The organism is Phyllobacterium sp. P5_D12 (assembly GCF_054049495.1).
In genome coordinates, this window is sequence record NZ_JBFUMG010000012.1 from 12,348 (window position 1) to 30,529 (window position 18,182).

Sequence of the window (18,182 nt, forward strand, 5' to 3'; positions counted from 1 at the left end):
TCCAAGTAGTGGGCTACCGTCTCCGGCAATAAATGTTATCATCTATTTGACACTGCAATCATCTGGCGTTGGGATCATGCCATGGGAACGGGCGCACGCGTCATCATTGCAATTGCATTATTTGCAGCCATGGGTGTCGGGTGGCTGGCACTACAGGATTTAAGTTTCGAGCGTGACCGCACCCTATCGGAGTGGAGATCGCTGTCGGAGGCCGAAGACCTCCTGAGGCAGAAGCCCATTCCAGAAGCGTGGCCAGCGGGCTTGTTTATTTCAGAGCGGGGATTGAATACCGCACTGGATGGCCTGAAGGACGCACAAATTGCCTACGACCCCGAATTCAAGGCAGATGAGGACACCGTCGTACATCTGCGGAATGTTACCGTCGACGTTCAACCCGGTTTCGCCTGGGCATTCCTTCGCCTCSACGCCTATTCGAAGAAAAGGGATCTGACTGTAAAGTTTGATGGCCAAGCCTCCCTCGTTTTCAAAGGCATAGAAGAAGAGKCAAATGGGGAAGCGCAAGCCGTGTTCTCGCTCTCTCTGTTGAGACTCGATCCCGAATTCGGATGGGGATGGTCTATTATCAAGTCGAGGGGGTATGCAAGCGACCTCATCGAAACGGGCCTCATGCCAAAGTTCACCGAAGCGTTCACGATGAAGCTCCCGTTCAAAAACAGCTCCGCTTACGATTTGAAGCAGGATGTGACAGAGACAGTTGCAGTTCGCGATCCGAAAGATGAAAACTGGATCAAGGTTCAGATCGCCTTACCGCCAAACGAACTGGCGCAAAAAATTCACGCCGCCAACGCTGTCGTCCTCGATGGCGGGATATGGCTGCTGACTGATTTCAACGAAAAACCAGTGGCAACCAGTATGGATGAGCCCCCGCCCGAAATTCAGGATGACATCGTCAGAATGCGAAAAGATCTGGAGAAAATCCGGATACCCAAATTGAACGACGCCGATATTGCTCTTTGGATAAACGGGACGGTGGCTCACCTGGTTCAAGACAAATTCAACCAGCTCCCTGCTATAAACAGGACTGCAACCGTCAAGTCGGTGCAATTCAAGGGCCGGCTTGCCGATCAAAAATGGAGTGCGGATGTTCTAGGTGAAGGCGGGGTTTTCGCCGAGCTTGCTGATCCAGGAGCGGTAGCGGCAACAATGGTGGTCAATGCAGTCGGCATATCTTGGACCAAAGGGAGGCGCTTGAAGGTTTCGCTCAATGCGCAGGTTGACGCCAAGGCATCCGTAGATCTGCACGTCGACCCCTTGATAGGAAGAGGCGTTGGTACTACGGTCGACCTGCTCGGAAATACAGCCATAGCGTCCGGGTTCGATGCGGGCTTCGAAATAGAGGAGGTGGGTGGCAACACAGTCGTGATGCTAAAGCCCGACATCGGTTGCCGCGACCTCAAGCTGGCGCTCAAGAGAGACAGAAAAGCGGAGTTCGAGGAAGCTTGGGTATCAGTTCCGTCCGTCCGCGCAAACGTTACTGTTCCGGTTGGCCTGCAGACCGCTCCGGATGTGGTGCTCTTGAGTGATTTGCCTTTTCAGAGGCGAGGCCGTGGCCCGGATGGCAAACCGCTCAAGGTCAGAGGCGGGGAAGACCACTTGCTGTTCACACCCGCGTGGGCCGAGGCCCAGTACGCACTCGTCCCAAAACGGGTCGAAGGTGATGATGGAGGACTCTGGATAGCAGCCAATCTGACCATCAAATTGCTTGGCTCCAAGTCGGCAGGCTACGATCGCACTGCCGCAGAAACGAAACTGGCTGCCGCGGCAACCGGAGGACAGGTCAAGACCAACTGCCCGGGCGAACCCGGCTTCGCGCTGACGATCGGCGATCTTGAGTTTGGCGGCAACAAAGAGCTTGTGAAGTTCTATGAGGACAGAGGACTGCCTTTGCCGCAGATACTAGGTGGATTGCCCGGCATACCTGGCACAGGCCCGACGATACCATCCCCAATATCACCCGTTCCCGGCCTCGCGGTTCCAGTACCATCCCCGATACTGTCCACTACCGATCCCGCAATTCCCAATACACCGTCCCCGATATTGGATATTCCCGGTCCCGCGATGCCGAAAATACCGGCCCCTTTGCCGGCGACTTCCGATCCGACAACTCCGAAAATACCGTCCCCGCTACCGCCAACTCCCGTTCCGACGAGCAATCAGTAGACAATGATGCACGATCTCTTTTGACCAAGACCTCGAACCCACGGTCGGTGCAGGCCGAAACGGACCTGGAAGTTGCCTTGGTCGGATGGGTCTCCACGTTAGTGGGAATTATGACTGCTTGTGGCGTGAAGCCAGCTTCGCGCTGTCCAATGTTCGAGGTTCGTGCCCCAAACGTTGTATAACGTTTCATCGGAACCGCACTTATTAACGATGCGGATATGACGTCAATTTTCTTGCTTTCCCGCTTGGCTGAAACGTATGAGTAGACTCCCAAGTTCGGTCGCTTTGCCGAATCGCGGAAACAAGAACTTCTCGTAGCGTTCAGGCATGGCAGTCTTGCGTGGGCGAAGCAGAATATGCAGGGGCGGTGCCCCTGTCGCTGTGGAGTGACCGGGCGATGAAGGTGACGCGTCACGCTGACGCCAGCTCGAAGGTGAAAGCAGCCGATTACGCGCAAAACAAGTACATCGGTCCGGTACTCTCTGATCTATAATACGGCGACGCAGTGCGTGTTGGCCGTATCCATCCCGTTGGTTTAAAAAAGGAGCAACTGCAATGAACATTCACATGACCGTCAAAGGCACGCTTCTCGGCTTAGCCGCACTTTGTTTTGCCAGCGCCGCCGGGGCCGACCAGCTTGCGGACATCAAGGCGGCCGGCAAGATCGTCACTGCCACTGATATGCACTACGCGCCCTTCGACATGTTGAACAATGGCACCTATGAGGGCATGACCAAGGACTTGTTCGATGAAGTTGCCAAGGAGATCGGTGCCGAACCGGTGTATCAGGATATCCCCTGGACGGCCGAACTGCCGGGTCTTGAGGTCAAGAAGTTCGACATAGTGATCGCGCCGGTCACCATCACGCCGGAGCGGCTGGAGCGCTATGCCTTTACCTTGCCCATCGCTGACGCGACGGTCTCGCTGCTCAAGGGCGCAAGCAACACCGAACTTACCAAACCCGAAGACATCAAGGGCAAGACCGTGGGCGTCCAGCAGGGCACCGCGCAGTTCCAGCAGCTCGAGGCCTTTGGCAAGAAACTCGGCGGTGTGACGATCAAGGAATACGGCACCACGGACGAAGCTTACGCCGATCTCGCCACCGGCCGTCTGGATGCAGTTGCGGGCTCGCTCCCGAACCTCACGGCTCTCGTGAAGAGTCGCCCTGAGAGCTTTGCCCTCTTCTCGCCAGCCCAGTTCGGTGAACCGAAATATTTCGCATGGGTGCTGCGCAAGGATGCAGACAGCGAAAGCTTCAACAAGGCCATCAACGCTGCGATGCTCAAGATGACCGACGACGGCCGCGTCAAGGCTATCCAGGAAAAGTGGCTGGGCAGCTATACCGAACTGCCCCGCGAAGTTCCGGCCAAATAAGTTGCTCGCGGGCGGAGGTGGCTCCGCCCGCGCGCTTGGGCATAGTGAGGGTGGATGTTTTCCCTAGCGGTATTCTTTCAAAGCTTCGGGCCGTTGTTCTGGGCAGCGCGATATACACTGCTGATCTCGGTTCTGGGCATCGGGTTGGGTATTGTGATTGGCACGCTGATTTGCGCCGCTCGCCTGTCGCCGTACCCGCCACTGTGCCGCTTTGCGGCCATTTGGGTCAGTTTCTTGCGCGGTGTGCCACTGCTGGTGCAATTGCTGGTGTTCTACTATGCCTTGCCGGTTATCGGCCTGGACGTGCCAGCGATGGTTGCCGCCGTGGTGACCGTCGGCATCTGCGCCAGCGCTTATATTTCCGAAATCTGGCGCGGTGCCATCGCGGCTTTACCGAAAGGACAGGCGGAGGCCGCGGTCGCCATCGGCATGACGCCCGTCGACGTATGGACCCGGGTAGTCCTCCCACAAGCCGTGACGCTTTCGCTGCCGGCGTTGATCAATGAACTCATCTTGCTTGTGAAGGCGTCTTCGTTGGTTTCGGTCGTCGGTATTCTCGAAATCACTCGCGCCAGCCAGGCGCAGGCCGCCACCACCTTCCGTCCGCTTGAAGTCTATATAGCGGCGGCCTGCATCTATCTTCTGATCAATCTGTGCCTGGCGGCGCTGGGACGTTATCTCGAACACAGGACAGCCGTCTAATGGAATGGAGCGTTCTGCAGCAATACGGCCCCTCGCTGCTGAAGGGCTTTGGCAATACCATCCTATGCTGGGCGCTTGGCACGGTCTTCGGCATGGCGCTTGGCCTCGTCATTGCGCTCATTCAACGCTATGCGCCACGCTGGGTGACATGGATCGTCCAGGTCTATATCGAAGTGATCCGCGGCACGCCCTTCCTCGTCCAGTTGTTCGTGCTTTACTATGGCGGCCCACTCGTCGGCCTGCGCCTTGACGCGCTGCCTGCAGGCCTGCTGGGTCTGACGATCTATGGCAGTCCCTACTTCGCGGAGATATTTCGTTCGGGCTTCCGCGCCGTACCCGATGGCCAGATCGAGGCGGCCCGTGCGATCGGCATGTCCGAATCGGATATCGTGCGACGAATCCTACTGCCTCTGGGCCTGGTCTCTGCTCYGCCAGCGCTGGTGAACTTCTCGATTATCCTCACCAAGGAAACGGTCATTCTGTCGATTATAACTGTTCCCGAACTGCTGTATCAGGTGCAGCGCATGTCCRCCGAAACCTTCCGCTACGTGGAGGCAAACCTGGTACTGGCGTTGTTCTTCTGGGGTCTGGTCGAGACGATCTCGCGCGTCGGACTCAGATTGGAAGCGCGCATCACGAAACATCTGATCGAAAGGGCGTAAGATGGTTGCTGCGTCATCAGTCGAAATGCGCAAGGTCAACAAGTACTACGGCAAGTTTCAAGCGTTGAAAGACATCGATCTATCGATACCGCCGGGCAAGGTCACCTGTCTCATTGGCCCTTCGGGTTCGGGAAAGTCGACCCTTCTTCGCTGCATAAATTTCCTCGAAGAGTATGATTCCGGTGAAGTCCGCATTGACGGTCAGCTTATCGGCTATGATGCGCCTAACAAGAAGATGTCGGGCCGCAGGCTCCGCGAGATGCGCCGATCGATCGGCATGGTGTTCCAGCAGTTCAACCTCTGGCCGCACATGACCGCCAAGGAGAATGTGGCTGAGGGGTTGATCCGCGTGCGCCGAATATCGAAAGCCGATGCGGATCGGCGTGCCAGCGAGGCGCTGGCCAAGGTTGGGCTGGCAGACAAGAGCGCAAGCCATCCATCGCGGCTTTCCGGCGGTCAGCAACAGCGCGTTGCAATTGCCCGCGCAATCGCCATGGAACCCAAGCTGATGCTTTTCGATGAGCCGACATCCGCGCTTGACCCGGAACTTGTGGGTGAGGTGCTGAGCGTAATGAGGACGTTGGCTGGCGAGGGGATGACGATGGTGGTTGTAACGCATGAAATGGGTTTCGCTGCCCATGTTGCGGATCAGGTGGGCTTCATGGAAAAAGGCGAACTGGTCAGCGTGGACAGCCCCGATCGCATCCTGCATCGTCCCGAGGACGCGCGTATTCAGTCGTTCCTGCGTACCTATCACGAGCGCAACAGCTTCTAAGTCAACGAGCGTTAGGGCTTCCCAGTTGTGACTGATGCGTTGGCGCAAAGCGGTATTTCGTTTTTGTGAGAAAGTTTAGCTAGCCTCAAATCACCCTGAATGAATCGCCCACAACGTGGATGACCTGATCATCGTTGAGGCCGACGCACATCGTCCCGTTCCCCTCAAACGCGTTGTAGGTTTTCTGAACCAAAGTGCTGAAGCTGGCATGATCCATGTGCGGCAGGATCGAAAAACTCACCAGGTTGAGACCAATATCGTTGTTTTGCTCCGCCTTTGATCGGTCGTCCAGGGCGTCCGCGTAACCGATGTCCGGTGTCACGACAATCGAGCCGGCGMTTGAGCCGATATAGACCAGTCCTTCCCTGATCCGTTCGCGCACGTGATCAAAGAAGCCGCTTTTACGCATTTGGTCGAGGAGGTAGAAAGTGTTACCTCCACTCATGTAAACGGCACTGACCTTCCCGAGAGCGGCCTTCACCTTATCCGCCGACTTGCCAACGAGATCATAATCAATAACCTCGAAGCCGATTTCTTCAAATGGGCGGTAGTGGCCCTCGTAATCCGGCTTCCATCCTTCGCCGTAAGCCGCAGTGGGAACGATCATAAGTTTCGTGCCCGCAAATCTGTTCGCAAGGATCGAACGGATTTTTGGAAATCCTGAGGTGAGCTCCGAGGCGAGCAATAGTTCCTGCGATTTCATAAACCTTTGATGAATCGCTGGGCCAAAGATGTCAACATCGGCACTATTGCCGTGGGCGCTTCGGTGGTTGTCTCGTAATGGCAATCGGACAGTCGCCTTCCTGTTCGCATGTGCGAAACAGCGCTTCTTTCGAAGTAAAATGTCAAAAAAGTATCAGTCATGTGGCTCTACCGTAGTAGCCTTCGGGCTATATGACGGCTAGGTTTCAACCGCGCTTGTGAAAATGCTTCTGGGAGGAGGCGTCCGGTTAGGACCGCAAGTTTGAGAGGCGCAGGGAGGAGATTCAAGTGAATCCAGATTTGGAAGTAGTCCAGATCGGTCGTGGTGAGTCGTTCAAGGCTTGGGAGCACGGCTATCCCTTCCACACCGTACGCTGGCACTTTCATCCAGAATACGAAATACATCACGTCGTCGCGACAAGCGGGCGATATTTCGTAGGCGACTTCATCGGTGAGTTCGAACCAGGCAACCTGGTTCTCACCGGCCCCAATTTGCCGCATAACTGGGTAAGCAACATCCCTGCCGGCACCTGCATACCCTTGCGGGGCAGGGTGGTGCAATTCAACGAAGCGTTCATAACGGACGCCACCAACGTATTTCCCGAGCTGGCGGCGTGCCTGCCCATGTTGGAGCTCAGTCGGCGCGGAGCGCTGTTTTCTGCAGGTACGGCAAGCGCAGTCGGACCAATGCTGAAGGAACTTGTAGCAGCCAAAGGCTTGCGGCGCATTGAACTCTTTATCGGGGTGTTGAATGCAATGAGTTCTGCCGTGGGAACGCGTTCGCTGGCAAGCTCGCGATACATGCCTGATCCGTCTGGATTCATGTCGGCTGGCGTCAACCAGGCTCTTTTGTACATCAACAGCCACTTAACCGAACCCTTCAGCGAGGGGGATCTCGCTGGCCTGACGGGACAAAGCGCCAGTGCTTTCTCGCGCAGTTTTCGCCGCCACACGGGCATGGCGCTGGTCCAGTACGTCAATCGGCTGCGAATTAATTTCGCGTGTCATCTGCTGATGAGCGAGCCCGCGATGACCATTACCGACATCTGTTTCGCATCTGGCTTCAACAATATTTCCAACTTCAATCGCCATTTCCTGGCGCAAAAGGGGATGGCCCCTTCCCGCTTCAAAACATTGTTGGCACAGAACGTCAGAGCGGTAGAGGCCGCATAGGAGGAGGAAAGGGAGGACGAAAAATCAGCAGAAGTACGGAGCGCAGCTGCGCGCCGTAGGGATTGCTTTGCCAATTTTCTGGATGGCAAAGGCAGGTCATAGCCCAATGGCCAATCAAAACGGGATTAGAACCGAAACGGGAAGGCAAGACACTAGTCATCAAACGATAAGGGAGAAATTCAATGACGCGAACTGCTATCAAAATGACCGGAGCCGCAGCGCTTGTCGCGGGTCTTCTGGGAGGAACATCGGCATTTGCCCAGTCAGGTGCTACAGTCGCCTTTCTCATGCCGGACCAAGCATCCACACGATATGAGGAGCACGACGCTCCCGGATTCATTGCAGAAATGAAAAAACTATGCGCTGACTGCAAGGTTGTTTACCAGAACGCCGACGCGGACGCTTCGCGTCAGCAGCAGCAATTTAACTCCGTCGTGTCGCAAGGCGCGAAGGTCATTGTGCTCGATCCCGTCGATTCTACGGCCGCTGCATCGCTGGTCAAGCAGGCCCAAGCGCAAGGCATCAAGGTCATTGCTTACGACCGGCCCATTCCGGACGCAAAGGCCGACTTCTACGTTTCGTTCAACAATGAAGGCATCGGCAAGGCGATCGCCGATTCACTGGTCGAGCATCTGAAGGCAAAGGGGGTGGCTGCTGCGAGCGGCGGCGTGCTGCAGATCAACGGCTCCCCGACCGACGCTGCGGCGGGACTGATCAAAAAGGGTATTCATGCCGGTCTGGACAACAGCGGTTATAAAATCCTGGCTGAATACGACACGCCGGAATGGGCCCCGCCAAAGGCGCAGCAATGGACGAGCGGACAAGTCACACGCTTCGGAAAGAAAATCGTGGGGATTGTCGCGGCAAACGACGGAACCGGCGGTGGGGCGATCGCAGCGTTGAAGGCAGCTGGTGTGGATCCGGTTCCGCCGGTAACCGGCAACGACGCGACGATTGCAGCGCTCCAGCTGATCATCTCTGGGGACCAGTACAACACGATTTCCAAGCCCAGCGAAATCGTCGCGGCTGCAGCAGCCAACGCTGCAGTGAAATTGCTTGCAGGCGAGACGCCAAAGGCTGACGTCACTTTGTACGACACCCCGTCTCAGCTGTTCATTCCCGCCGTCGTTACGGCGGAGAACCTGAAAGCGGAGATCATCGACAAGAACATCATGAAAGCCGAACAGCTTTGCGTCGATCGCTATGCCGAGGGATGCAAAAAATTGGGCATTGGTGAATGAACTGACGAAGCGGAAGCTCCGGCCGCGGTGTTTGCGGCCGGAACTTCCCTTGTCCAGCCCTATTGGAAAGGCACGCCGCAAATGACCGAAACCATCGACCGAAAAACGCCTGCGGGCGAAATGGTGCTTAGCCTACGGGGCATCTCCAAGAGTTTTGGCGCTGTTTCGGCTCTCACCGACATTGATCTCGATGTCCATGCGGGCGAGGTCGTTGCCCTCGTCGGCGACAACGGAGCCGGGAAATCAACCTTGGTGAAGATACTCGCAGGCGTGCATCAACCGACAGCTGGAACGATCACCTTCCGCGGCCAAACCGTTACGATGACCGACCCGAGCGCAGCGCTCAACCTCGGCATCGCCACGGTGTTCCAGGACCTCGCGCTGTGCGAGAACCTGGACGTCGTCTCCAACATTTTTCTGGGACGCGAGCTTAAACCGATGCAGCTTGACGAAACGGCGATGGAAGTCAGGTCCTGGACGCTGCTGAACGAACTTTCCGCGCGAATCCCGAGCGTCCGCATTCCAATCGCGTCGCTTTCCGGGGGGCAGCGCCAAACCGTTGCAATCGCCAGGTCGCTACTGCTCGAACCGAAACTTATTCTCCTCGACGAGCCGACCGCGGCCCTGGGCGTAGCGCAGACCGCCGAAGTACTGAACCTGATCGAAAGAGTACGGGATCGCGGACTCGGCGTCATCATGATCAGCCACAACATGGAAGACGTCCGTGCCGTTGCCGACCGGATCGTCGTCCTGAGGCTCGGCCGTAACAATGGTGTGTTCTATCCTGATGCGACGAACCAAGAACTCGTCGGTGCAATCACCGGMGCAGTCGACAACTCTGTCACGCGGAGGGAAGAGCGGCGTCACGCCGAGCAGCAGCTTTCTGAAGGGGGACAGGCATGACGGGCAACGTCAAAGACAATGCGCTCCCAGCCGCAATGTTGGATCGCAGCGACGAGCGCCTGAAGCACGAAGCGGGTATTGGCGGTGCCTTTCGCGGCTTCATCGACCGCGTGCGGTCGGGCGACCTCGGTTCGCTTCCAGTCGTGGTCGGACTGGCACTGATATGGACAGTATTTGCCAGCCTTAATCCGATATTCCTGTCGAGCAACAACCTCGTCAACCTGCTGTTCGACTGCTCGACAGTCGGCGTCATCGCGCTCGGTATCGTGTGCGTGCTTATGGTAGGTGAGATCGATCTGTCTGTAGGATCGATCAGCGGCTTCGCCTCGGCCATTGTTGGCACGCTGTGGGTCAACCAAGGTTGGCCGGTTGCCCTGGCCATCCTCGCCGCGGTTGCCGTCGGTGGCCTCATCGGGTCGCTTTATGCGCTTTTATACAATCGCTTGGGCATGCCAAGCTTCGTCGCGACGCTTTCCGGTTTGCTGGCGGTATTGGGGATGCAGCTTTATATCCTCGGCTCCACCGGCTCGATCAACCTCCCGTATGGGTCAGCCATGGTCAATTTTGGGCAGATGTTGGTGATGCCCCGCCTTGTGGCCCATGTCCTCGCTGCGGTCCCTGGCGTGGTGATGCTCGCGACGGGAATTCGCACGATTTCTCGGCGCCGCGAAGCCAATTTATCCGCACCGTCGTTGGGAAGCATTGTCCTTCGCGCCGTTGCCACAACATTGGTGCTGGAGATCATCGTTCTCTACTTGAATCAGGATCGCGGTATTCCGTGGATGTTCGGTCTTTTCGTGGGACTGGTGATGTTGATGAACTATGCGTTGACGCGCACCCAGTGGGGCCGGTCAATGACAGCGGTAGGCGGAAACCGCGAGGCCGCTCGCCGTGCCGGCATCAACGTCCGGCGCATCTACGCCAGCGCCTTCGTGCTCTGCTCGATGTTGGCGGCACTCGGCGGCGTCCTTTCGGCGTCGCGCCTGGCGTCCGCAAGCCAGCAAGCCGGTACCGGCGACGTCAACCTCAATGCGATAGCAGCGGCTGTCATCGGTGGAACAAGTTTGTTCGGCGGACGGGGCAACGCCTACTCAGCGCTGCTCGGCATCATCGTGATCCAGTCGATCGCCAACGGCCTGACGCTTCTCGATCTGTCATCGTCTCTTCGGTACATGATCACGGGTGGTGTCCTTGCAATCGCCGTCATCGTCGACTCTTTGGCGCGCCGGTCGAGAGTTTCCCACGGTCGCGCATAATGCAACGTTCTCACAAGTAAGGTTTGCCATGAAACAGGAACTGTCAGGAAAGGTCGCAGCCATTACCGGCGCAGCCTCCGGAATCGGCCTCGAATGTGCCAAATATTTACTGCGCGAAGGGGTCAGTGTCGCCCTCGTTGACAGGGCAGAGGACACCTTGAACAAATTATGTTCCGACTTGGGACCACAAGCCCATCCCGTTGTCGTCGACCTGACGAAGCCGGCCGAAGTTTCGACAATGCTGCCGCGTATCCTGGAGAAGTTCGGGCATCTCGATATCTTCCACGCCAATGCCGGCTCTTATGTGGGCGGGGAAGTTGTGGATGGAGACCCGGACGTCTGGGACCGAATGCTCAACCTCAACATCAACGCTGCATTCCGATCGGTCCAAGCCGTTCTGCCTCATATGGTTGAGCGCAAAACTGGCGATATCATCATGACCAGCTCCATTGCGGGCCTCGTTCCGGTTGTAGGGGAGCCGATCTACACGGCATCAAAATATGCGGTGCAAGCATTCGTCCATACGGTTCGACGCCAAGTGGCAAAGCACGGAATCCGGGTGGGTGCAGTAGCGCCAGGCCCGGTCATTACCGCTTTGATCAGCGACTGGCCTAAAGAAAAGCTTGATGACGCGATCGCGGCGGGAGGGCTGATGGAAGCAAGCGAAGTGGCGGAGGCAGTGCTGTTCATGTTGTCCAGACCGCGCAACGTAACCATCCGCGATTTGGTCATTCTGCCCTTCAGTTCGGACTTGTGAAGATGGCCGCCCACTTCATCGGTGTCGACGTCGGAACGGGCAGCGCTCGCGCGGGGGTCTTTGACGAGAACGGCACTCTGCTGGCCGTGGCGAAGCGCCCGATCAACATCTGGCAAGAGGCAGGCGACGTCGTCGAGCAATCGAGCGAAGATATCTGGAGTGCAGTGTCGGCAAGCGTGAGGGAGGCAGTGGCGGCTTCCGGCGTCGACACGGCCGACATCCGCGGTCTGGGATTCGACGCCACATGTTCGCTCGTCGCCGTCGCAGCCGATGGCACCCCGGTTGCGGTCGGAAGCTCAGGCGATCCGAGGCGAAACATCATTGTCTGGATGGACCACCGCGCCGCTGGCGAAGCAGAAGAGATCAACGCCGGCGGGCACGAAGTCCTGAAATACGTAGGTGGTCGTATCTCACCCGAAATGGAGACGCCGAAACTTTTGTGGTTGAAGCGCAATCTTCCGGACTCTTTTGCTGCCGCCGAGCACTTTTTCGACCTCGCCGATTATCTGACATGGCGGGCAACCGGCTCGTTGACGCGCTCCACCTGCACAGTCACGTGCAAATGGACCTATCTTGCCCACGAAAATCGTTGGGACTCGGACTATTTCAACAAGATCGGTCTGGAGGAACTGGTTGCGGAGCGTTTCGCCAGAATTGGAACGGAGATCGCGCAGCCGGGTACACGGCTGGCTTCCGGTTTGACTGAAACGGCCGTTGCGGAGCTGGGATTGCATCCGAGGACCGCCGTCGCCGCATCTCTGATCGATGCGCATGCCGGCGGCCTCGGGACTTTGGGAGCGGCCGGAGAAGGGGTGACCTCGGACATCGGCCGCCGCATTGCCTACGTATTCGGCACTTCGGCGTGTTCCATGGCGTCCAGTCGAGAGCCCGTTTTCGTAGATGGCGTCTGGGGGCCATACTTTTCCGCCATGATCCCCGATCTATGGCTCAACGAAGGCGGACAGTCGGCCGCCGGTGCTGCGATCGACCACCTGGTGGCCATGCATCCAGCGTCGGCATCGGCCGCAGGGCTTGCCGAAGCGGCCGGGACATCGCTTGTCGGTTGGCTCGACGCAGAGGCGTCCAAAATGTGCAGCAACTCAGAGGATGTTATGGCTCTGGCTCATCGGATCCATGTGGTTCCGGAATTTCTTGGCAACAGATCGCCAAACGCCGATCCGGATTCACGCGCAGTCATAGCAGGTTTGAGCCTCGATGCGGGAATACCCGACCTCGTGGCATTGTACATCGCCGGGCTCTGCGGCATAGGTTATGGGCTTAAACAGCTCCTGGTCAAACTGCGCGAAGATGGAATTCCGATCGACCTCATCATGGCAAGCGGTGGCGCGGCGCAAAGCGACCTCGTTAGGCAGTTGTTGGCCGACGCTACAGGTGTCCGGGTGGCGGTCATTGACAACCCTGAGCCTGTTCTGCTCGGCTCGGCCATGCTGGCCGCGGTAGCTTCTGGTCATCGCGCGAACTTGGCCGATGCGATGACTGCCATGTCAAGGATATCGAGTGTCTTCGAGCCCTCTCAAGGCACACTCAAGAAGCTCCACGAAATACGCTATAGCATCTTCAAAAAGCTCCAGTCGGTCGATCGGGAGATAAGGACGGAGCTGCGGATGGGATTGCAGCCGTAGAGCTCGAACTTTACTCGGCGTGCCAGCTATCTTATCGCTTGGTGGGATGTGAATTTATCACTCCGGAGGAGTATCATGACAAATCAGCTTAAACATGCCCCGGATTTTGGCCTTGCAGGAAAAGTGACTTTGGTGACCGGCGCATCTCGCGGGATAGGCAGAGCTTGCGCCCTCGCGTGCGCTGCCGCAGGCTCCGATATTGTTCTTGGATTGCGTAACGTTGCTGCGTCCAAGGAACTGATTGAGGAAATAGAAGGTTTGGGAAGGAAAGTCCTTCCCGTCCAGCTGGATATTTCAGAACGAGATCAGATAGAGACGTCCATCGCCAAAGCGATTGAGAGGTTCGGACGGATCGATGTTCTTGTGAACAATGTTGGCGTCGCACCCGGTGATCTTGCAGAGCGTGTTGCTGAGGCAGATGTGGATGAGATTCTCCAGGTGAACATCAAGGGCACCTTCCTAATGACGCAAACCGTTGCCCGGCAGATGATTGCACAACAGGCAGGCCGCATCATAAGCATAAGCTCCCAAGCTGGTACGGTGACGCTTCGCGGCGAGGCAATCTATTGTATGAGCAAGTCCGCCATAAATCATCTGATGCGTTGTCTCGCAGCTGAGTGGGCGCAGCACGGTATCACCGTCAACACTGTCGCGCCGACATTCGTATGGACCGATGGAACGAGGCCCGCACTGGCTGATAAAGACTTCTATGACAGGACACTTGCACATATTCCCATGGGCCGGATCGGCGAAACGAAGGATGTCGTGGGTGCCGTCGTATTTCTGGCGTCTCCGGCAGCCTCCCTCATCACGGGACTGAATTTGCTGGTCGACGGCGGATGGTCCGTATCATCGAAATAACCGCGGCAAATACCAATCTGGAGTTTACAAATGCTGTTGACCGATTTTGGCGCAAAGCGGACCGTAGCAGCCTATTCGAGGAGGTTCTTCGTTCCGAAAATCGCATAGCGTCTCCTATGGAACCGGATCCGCTCAGGATGTTGACGCCAGCTCTGAGAATCGGCCGTCACTACTCATCCGCTGCCCAGTTTTGTCGCCTTGAACTTCGACTTCGGCTTCGGGATCCGGTATGTGCGGTCGGAATTATGTTTGAAGGGTATCGTGAGCATCCAGTTTGACTGAAGCCGCCCTAATATCAGCTGTTGTTCTACACTCTGTGAGCGATTTTCGGTGTCGATGCACCAAGCCCCGGGCAATGATCGATTCCCACTTGACAAGGATTGCTTGCCCGTATTTTAATCATGCCTTCAGATTGAGCATAGCTTCTGCAATCACATGACTTTCGATGGTCGCCGGGCAGTTTCGCCCCATGACGCCCCGTCTTAGATGGGAGCAAGCGTCGTGGGGTTTTTCGTATTGGCAGGTTAATGGACGCGGTAAAAATCGGCATTCTTTATTCGACTACGGGACCCTATGGCGCGATGGGGCGTGAATCCCGCGACGGCGCCGAATTTGCGATCGAAGAGTTGGGCGCTGCGCATGGCGATTTGATCCAGCCAATTTTCATCGATCCTCATGGCACAATCCCGGAATATCTCGAAGGCGCACGTTCAATGCTGCGCGATTCCGGTTGCCGCCACATCGTTGGAACGATCACGTCTCTGGCGCGCAAGGAAGTCATTCCGCTTGTCGAAAAACATGATGGTCTGCTTTGGTATATGTGCCCCTATGAGGGCTTCGAAGCCAATGAGAACGTCATCTATACCGGCGCTTGTCCCAATCAGCATCTTATCCCCCTGTTCGAGTATCTCCTTCCCCGCTATGGCAAGCGGCCTTACCTCGTCGGCGCCAATTATGTCTGGGGTTGGGAGATGAATAGGCTCTCGCGTGAACTGATCAACGAGTCGGAGGGTGAGATTCTTGGCGAGCGCTATTTGCCGTTCGAAGAAACGGCGGTTGAACGCATCGTCAATGAAATCGAACAGCGCAGGCCAAGTTTCGTCCTCAGTAATCTTATTGGTCCGGCAAGCTATGCTTTCCTGAAAGCTTTCAAGCAGCTTGGAGATCGCGACCCGGCCTTCAAGCCCGAGAACTGCCCCGTTGTCAGTTGCGATCTGACGGAATGCGAACTCGGCGAAGTCGGTCGCGGCGTTGCTACGGGACAATTGTCGGCAGCTTCGTACTTCGACAGCCTTAATTCGCCCGAAAATCTGGCGTTCAAGGCGCGCCTCGCAAAGCGCTTCGGGACGGAGCGGCGCATTTCCAATTTCTTCGCCAGCGCTTATTCGGCTGTAAAAATGTGCGGTGAAACCATTCTGGCCGCAGGAACGGACGAGCCACAAATCGTTCGCCGCAGATTGTCGGGAGCACCCCTGTCGACAGTACATGGCACTATTCGGATCGATGGCGAAACCAATCATGCGGCGCTGCCATTTCATCTCGGCCGCATCACCGCCGATAACGGTTTCGATATCATCGCCTCGCAACCTGCAATCGCAGCTGACCCCTATCTGACCGGACGCCGTAGGCGCTCAGCACCGAAATTGCGGATCGTGTCATGAGGGAAACGCCGAACTTCACCGGTTGGCGCGTCACGGTCTTGCATCGTCCGGAAGCTGCAACGGAGCGGTTATCGCGGCAGTTGAAGCTGTTGGGTTTCCACGTGACAATCCAATGGACCCCTCTCGATGCCGACGAACTGCCAGACGTAATTCTGGTTGATGCGGATCAGGGATGGAACGACCTTCTGCCTTGGAGCGGCGCCAGCGCACCCCGGCCAGTTGTCGCACTTCTCGGATCGGAAGCGCCGGGCCGCATCGCCTGGCTAATGGAAAACGGTTCTTGCACGATCATATCCAAGCCGATTACTGCGTCTGCGATCTATCCTGCACTCGTTATGGCAGTGAGCATCCACAAGGAGCGTGAAGCGGTTCGCAACAGACTGTTGCACCTCGAAGAGCGTATTCGCCTCCGCCCATTGGTTCATGCCGCGGTACAGAAAATCATGGCGGCCCGCCAGATTGACGAAGAGCATGCCTACAGCATCTTGCGCAACTGCGCGATGCAGAGGCGAGTCCCTATGGAACAGGTCGCCGCCTCGATTATCGGCGGCGCAGAGCCCCTACCGGAGGCCGGTTGATGGTCGTACTAAAAGCCATGTTGCGCCAGCCGTCAGCGCTTTTCGGGCTCATCGTCGTTGTGGTGGTTGTGGCAATGGCAATCGCAGCGCCCCTTATCGCGCCCTATAGTCCCGATAATCAGATGTTCGACGGACTGACGCTTGAAGGGGCTCCCATGCCGCCAAGCGAACAGTTTCTGCTTGGAACAGATACGTTGGGGCGCGATCTGTTTTCGCGACTGCTTTTCGGTGGGCGCACATCATTGGTCATCGGTCTGGTTGCGAACGGAATTGCCGTGGCGATCGGATTGTTCATTGGCATTCTCTCCGGGTATCTGCGCGGCTTCGTTGGCGGGCTGCTCATGCGCTTCACAGATTTGATGATGGCGTTTCCCGCCCTTTTGCTTGCAATCGTGCTTGCCGCCCTGCTCCGCCCCAGTCTGTGGATCGTCGCGATGGTTATTGCGCTGGTGAATTGGGTGCAGGTGGCGCGCATCGTCTATACGGAAACACGAGGCCTGGTCGAACGGGATTTCATACTCGCGGAGCGTTCGCTCGGTGCTGGACATTTCCGCATTTTGTTCATGCACATTCTCCCGCATCTGATGCCCACTGCCATCGTCTGGGGAACGCTCGGCATAGCGACGACGGTGCTTCTGGAAGCGACGTTGTCATTTCTTGGCATAGGGGTGCAGCCGCCGCAGCCGTCCTGGGGCAACATCATCTTCGAAAGCCAAAGCTATTTCCAGGCGGCGCCATGGCTCGTGTTCTTTCCTGGCGCAATCATCCTTTTGACGGCGCTTTCATTCAATCTCGTCGGTGATGCGTTGCGCGACATTCTCGATCCGACGCAGCGGGGGCGTGGCTGATATGGCACTCCTTGTCCTGCGCCGCCTTGTGCAAACCGCTTTGATCTTGCTTGGTGTGGCGGCGATCACCTTCCTGCTGCTTTATGCTTTGCCTGCCGACCCGGCACGGATGATCGCTGGTCGCAGTGCGACCGCACAGACGGTTGCCAATATCCGCCGCGAACTTGGTCTGGACCAACCGCTGCTGGTGCAGTTCTGGGCCTATCTGCTGGGTATCCTGCACGGCGATCTTGGGCGCTCCTATGCGCAGAAGACAGATGTTGGCGCTCTAATCGCAGCCCGTATCCCAGCCACACTTGTTCTGATGGCGGCGGGAATTCTGGTCGAAGTCTTGCTCGGCCTCACGTTCGGCATCATTGCGGCGCTCCGCCGTGGCGGGCCCGTCGACAGGGTCGTCATGATGGCGTCATTTGTCGGTGTTTCCGCTCCGCAATTCGTCGTTGCTCTGCTGCTTCTTTACATTTTTGCGGTGACGCTTGGCTGGTTCCCGATGAGCGGTTTCGGGACGCCGGCTCATGTGGTTCTCCCTGCGGCAACGCTCGGTATCCTTGGCGCGGGATGGTACGCCCGCATGGTCCGTTCGGCCATGATCGATGTGCTCAATCAGGATTATGTCAGGACTGCCCGCGCAAAGGGACTGTCGTCCGCGCGCATCATCCTGCGGCACGCCTTACCCAATGCGCTGTTGCCCATCATTGCGATGATCGGAATCGATATCGGCCAGTTCATGGGCGGCGTTGTGGTTGTCGAGGCCGTTTACGGATGGCCAGGTATCGGCCAACTCGCCTGGCAGGCGATACAGCAGGTCGACATCCCGATAATCATGGGCGTGACGCTCGTTTCGGCACTCGCCATCGTTCTCGGC

At 57.1% G+C, this 18,182-nt stretch carries 17 protein-coding genes; 16 read left to right on the forward strand and 1 reads right to left on the reverse strand.

Annotation, left to right across the window (positions count from 1 at the left end; all coding sequences use genetic code 11):
- The first annotated feature begins 81 nt into the window (after positions 1–81).
- From ACXJ5O_RS02060 to ACXJ5O_RS02080, 5 genes are all read left to right on the forward strand, one after another.
- Positions 82–2,181 (forward strand): hypothetical protein, encoded by a 2,100-nt coding sequence (locus ACXJ5O_RS02060; RefSeq protein ID WP_457298422.1) that lies wholly within the window; start codon positions 82–84, stop codon positions 2,179–2,181.
- Between the two features lie 555 nt (positions 2,182–2,736).
- Entirely contained in the window at positions 2,737–3,555 is an 819-nt protein-coding gene (locus ACXJ5O_RS02065; protein ID WP_457298423.1) for a transporter substrate-binding domain-containing protein, read from the forward strand.
- Between the two features lie 54 nt (positions 3,556–3,609).
- Entirely contained in the window at positions 3,610–4,257 is a 648-nt protein-coding gene (locus tag ACXJ5O_RS02070) for an amino acid ABC transporter permease (protein ID WP_457298424.1), read from the forward strand.
- Positions 4,257–4,919 (forward strand): amino acid ABC transporter permease, encoded by a 663-nt coding sequence (locus tag ACXJ5O_RS02075; protein ID WP_457298425.1) that lies wholly within the window; start codon positions 4,257–4,259, stop codon positions 4,917–4,919. The genes ACXJ5O_RS02070 and ACXJ5O_RS02075 overlap by 1 nt, the downstream gene beginning before the upstream one ends.
- A gap of 1 nt (position 4,920) precedes the next feature.
- Positions 4,921–5,694, forward strand: a complete 774-nt coding sequence (locus tag ACXJ5O_RS02080) for an amino acid ABC transporter ATP-binding protein (RefSeq protein WP_457298426.1) — start codon at positions 4,921–4,923, stop codon at positions 5,692–5,694.
- Positions 5,695–5,779: 85 nt separating this feature from the next.
- Here ACXJ5O_RS02080 and ACXJ5O_RS02085 read toward each other — a convergent pair whose 3' ends face one another.
- Entirely contained in the window at positions 5,780–6,397 is a 618-nt protein-coding gene (locus ACXJ5O_RS02085; RefSeq protein WP_457298427.1) for a Type 1 glutamine amidotransferase-like domain-containing protein, read from the reverse strand.
- 287 nt (positions 6,398–6,684) lie between these two features.
- On the opposite strand from ACXJ5O_RS02085, the gene ACXJ5O_RS02090 reads away from it, so the two are divergent.
- The 11 genes from ACXJ5O_RS02090 to ACXJ5O_RS02140 all read left to right on the forward strand — a co-directional run.
- Complete coding sequence (locus ACXJ5O_RS02090; protein ID WP_457298428.1) at positions 6,685–7,569, forward strand: helix-turn-helix domain-containing protein; 885 nt, start codon at positions 6,685–6,687, stop codon at positions 7,567–7,569.
- A gap of 182 nt (positions 7,570–7,751) precedes the next feature.
- Entirely contained in the window at positions 7,752–8,810 is a 1,059-nt protein-coding gene (locus tag ACXJ5O_RS02095; RefSeq protein WP_457298429.1) for an ABC transporter substrate-binding protein, read from the forward strand.
- Between the two features lie 81 nt (positions 8,811–8,891).
- Positions 8,892–9,713: an ATP-binding cassette domain-containing protein gene (locus tag ACXJ5O_RS02100; RefSeq protein WP_457298430.1), complete on the forward strand. Its 822-nt coding sequence runs from the start codon at positions 8,892–8,894 to the stop codon at positions 9,711–9,713.
- Positions 9,710–10,969: a sugar ABC transporter permease gene (locus ACXJ5O_RS02105; RefSeq protein ID WP_457298431.1), complete on the forward strand. Its 1,260-nt coding sequence runs from the start codon at positions 9,710–9,712 to the stop codon at positions 10,967–10,969. The genes ACXJ5O_RS02100 and ACXJ5O_RS02105 overlap by 4 nt, the downstream gene beginning before the upstream one ends.
- 28 nt (positions 10,970–10,997) lie before the next feature.
- Complete coding sequence (locus ACXJ5O_RS02110; RefSeq protein ID WP_457298432.1) at positions 10,998–11,726, forward strand: SDR family oxidoreductase; 729 nt, start codon at positions 10,998–11,000, stop codon at positions 11,724–11,726.
- A 2-nt stretch (positions 11,727–11,728) separates the two neighbouring features.
- The gene (locus ACXJ5O_RS02115) at positions 11,729–13,369 is read left to right on the forward strand and encodes an FGGY-family carbohydrate kinase (protein WP_457298433.1); all 1,641 of its coding nucleotides are present in this window, start codon (positions 11,729–11,731) and stop codon (positions 13,367–13,369) included.
- A gap of 75 nt (positions 13,370–13,444) precedes the next feature.
- The gene (locus tag ACXJ5O_RS02120) at positions 13,445–14,230 is read left to right on the forward strand and encodes an SDR family NAD(P)-dependent oxidoreductase (RefSeq protein ID WP_457298434.1); all 786 of its coding nucleotides are present in this window, start codon (positions 13,445–13,447) and stop codon (positions 14,228–14,230) included.
- A 527-nt stretch (positions 14,231–14,757) separates the two neighbouring features.
- A complete protein-coding gene (locus ACXJ5O_RS02125) occupies positions 14,758–15,891 on the forward strand; it encodes a transporter substrate-binding domain-containing protein (RefSeq protein WP_457298435.1) in 1,134 nt (377 codons plus the stop codon).
- Positions 15,888–16,469 (forward strand): ANTAR domain-containing response regulator, encoded by a 582-nt coding sequence (locus ACXJ5O_RS02130; RefSeq protein WP_457298436.1) that lies wholly within the window; start codon positions 15,888–15,890, stop codon positions 16,467–16,469. The genes ACXJ5O_RS02125 and ACXJ5O_RS02130 overlap by 4 nt, the downstream gene beginning before the upstream one ends.
- On the forward strand, positions 16,469–17,317 hold the full coding sequence (locus ACXJ5O_RS02135) for an ABC transporter permease (protein WP_457298437.1): 849 nt from the start codon (positions 16,469–16,471) through the stop codon (positions 17,315–17,317). Before ACXJ5O_RS02130 ends, ACXJ5O_RS02135 begins: the two co-directional genes overlap by 1 nt.
- 1 nt (position 17,318) lies before the next feature.
- Positions 17,319–18,182, forward strand: an 864-nt coding sequence (locus ACXJ5O_RS02140) for an ABC transporter permease (RefSeq protein ID WP_457298438.1), incomplete at its 3' end; no start/stop codon positions are given.

Bases quoted from the DNA above. Each gene is read 5' to 3' on its own strand.
- ACXJ5O_RS02065 (WP_457298423.1), top strand. From the start codon at position 2,737: ATGAACATTCACATGACCGTCAAAGGCACGCTTCTCGGCTTAGCCGCA.
- ACXJ5O_RS02070 (WP_457298424.1), top strand. From the start codon at position 3,610: ATGTTTTCCCTAGCGGTATTCTTTCAAAGCTTCGGGCCGTTGTTCTGG.
- ACXJ5O_RS02080 (WP_457298426.1), top strand. From the start codon at position 4,921: ATGGTTGCTGCGTCATCAGTCGAAATGCGCAAGGTCAACAAGTACTAC.
- ACXJ5O_RS02095 (WP_457298429.1), top strand. From the start codon at position 7,752: ATGACGCGAACTGCTATCAAAATGACCGGAGCCGCAGCGCTTGTCGCG.
- ACXJ5O_RS02105 (WP_457298431.1), top strand. From the start codon at position 9,710: ATGACGGGCAACGTCAAAGACAATGCGCTCCCAGCCGCAATGTTGGAT.
- ACXJ5O_RS02110 (WP_457298432.1), top strand. From the start codon at position 10,998: ATGAAACAGGAACTGTCAGGAAAGGTCGCAGCCATTACCGGCGCAGCC.
- ACXJ5O_RS02115 (WP_457298433.1), top strand. From the start codon at position 11,729: ATGGCCGCCCACTTCATCGGTGTCGACGTCGGAACGGGCAGCGCTCGC.
- ACXJ5O_RS02120 (WP_457298434.1), top strand. From the start codon at position 13,445: ATGACAAATCAGCTTAAACATGCCCCGGATTTTGGCCTTGCAGGAAAA.
- ACXJ5O_RS02125 (WP_457298435.1), top strand. From the start codon at position 14,758: ATGGACGCGGTAAAAATCGGCATTCTTTATTCGACTACGGGACCCTAT.
- ACXJ5O_RS02130 (WP_457298436.1), top strand. From the start codon at position 15,888: ATGAGGGAAACGCCGAACTTCACCGGTTGGCGCGTCACGGTCTTGCAT.
- ACXJ5O_RS02135 (WP_457298437.1), top strand. From the start codon at position 16,469: ATGGTCGTACTAAAAGCCATGTTGCGCCAGCCGTCAGCGCTTTTCGGG.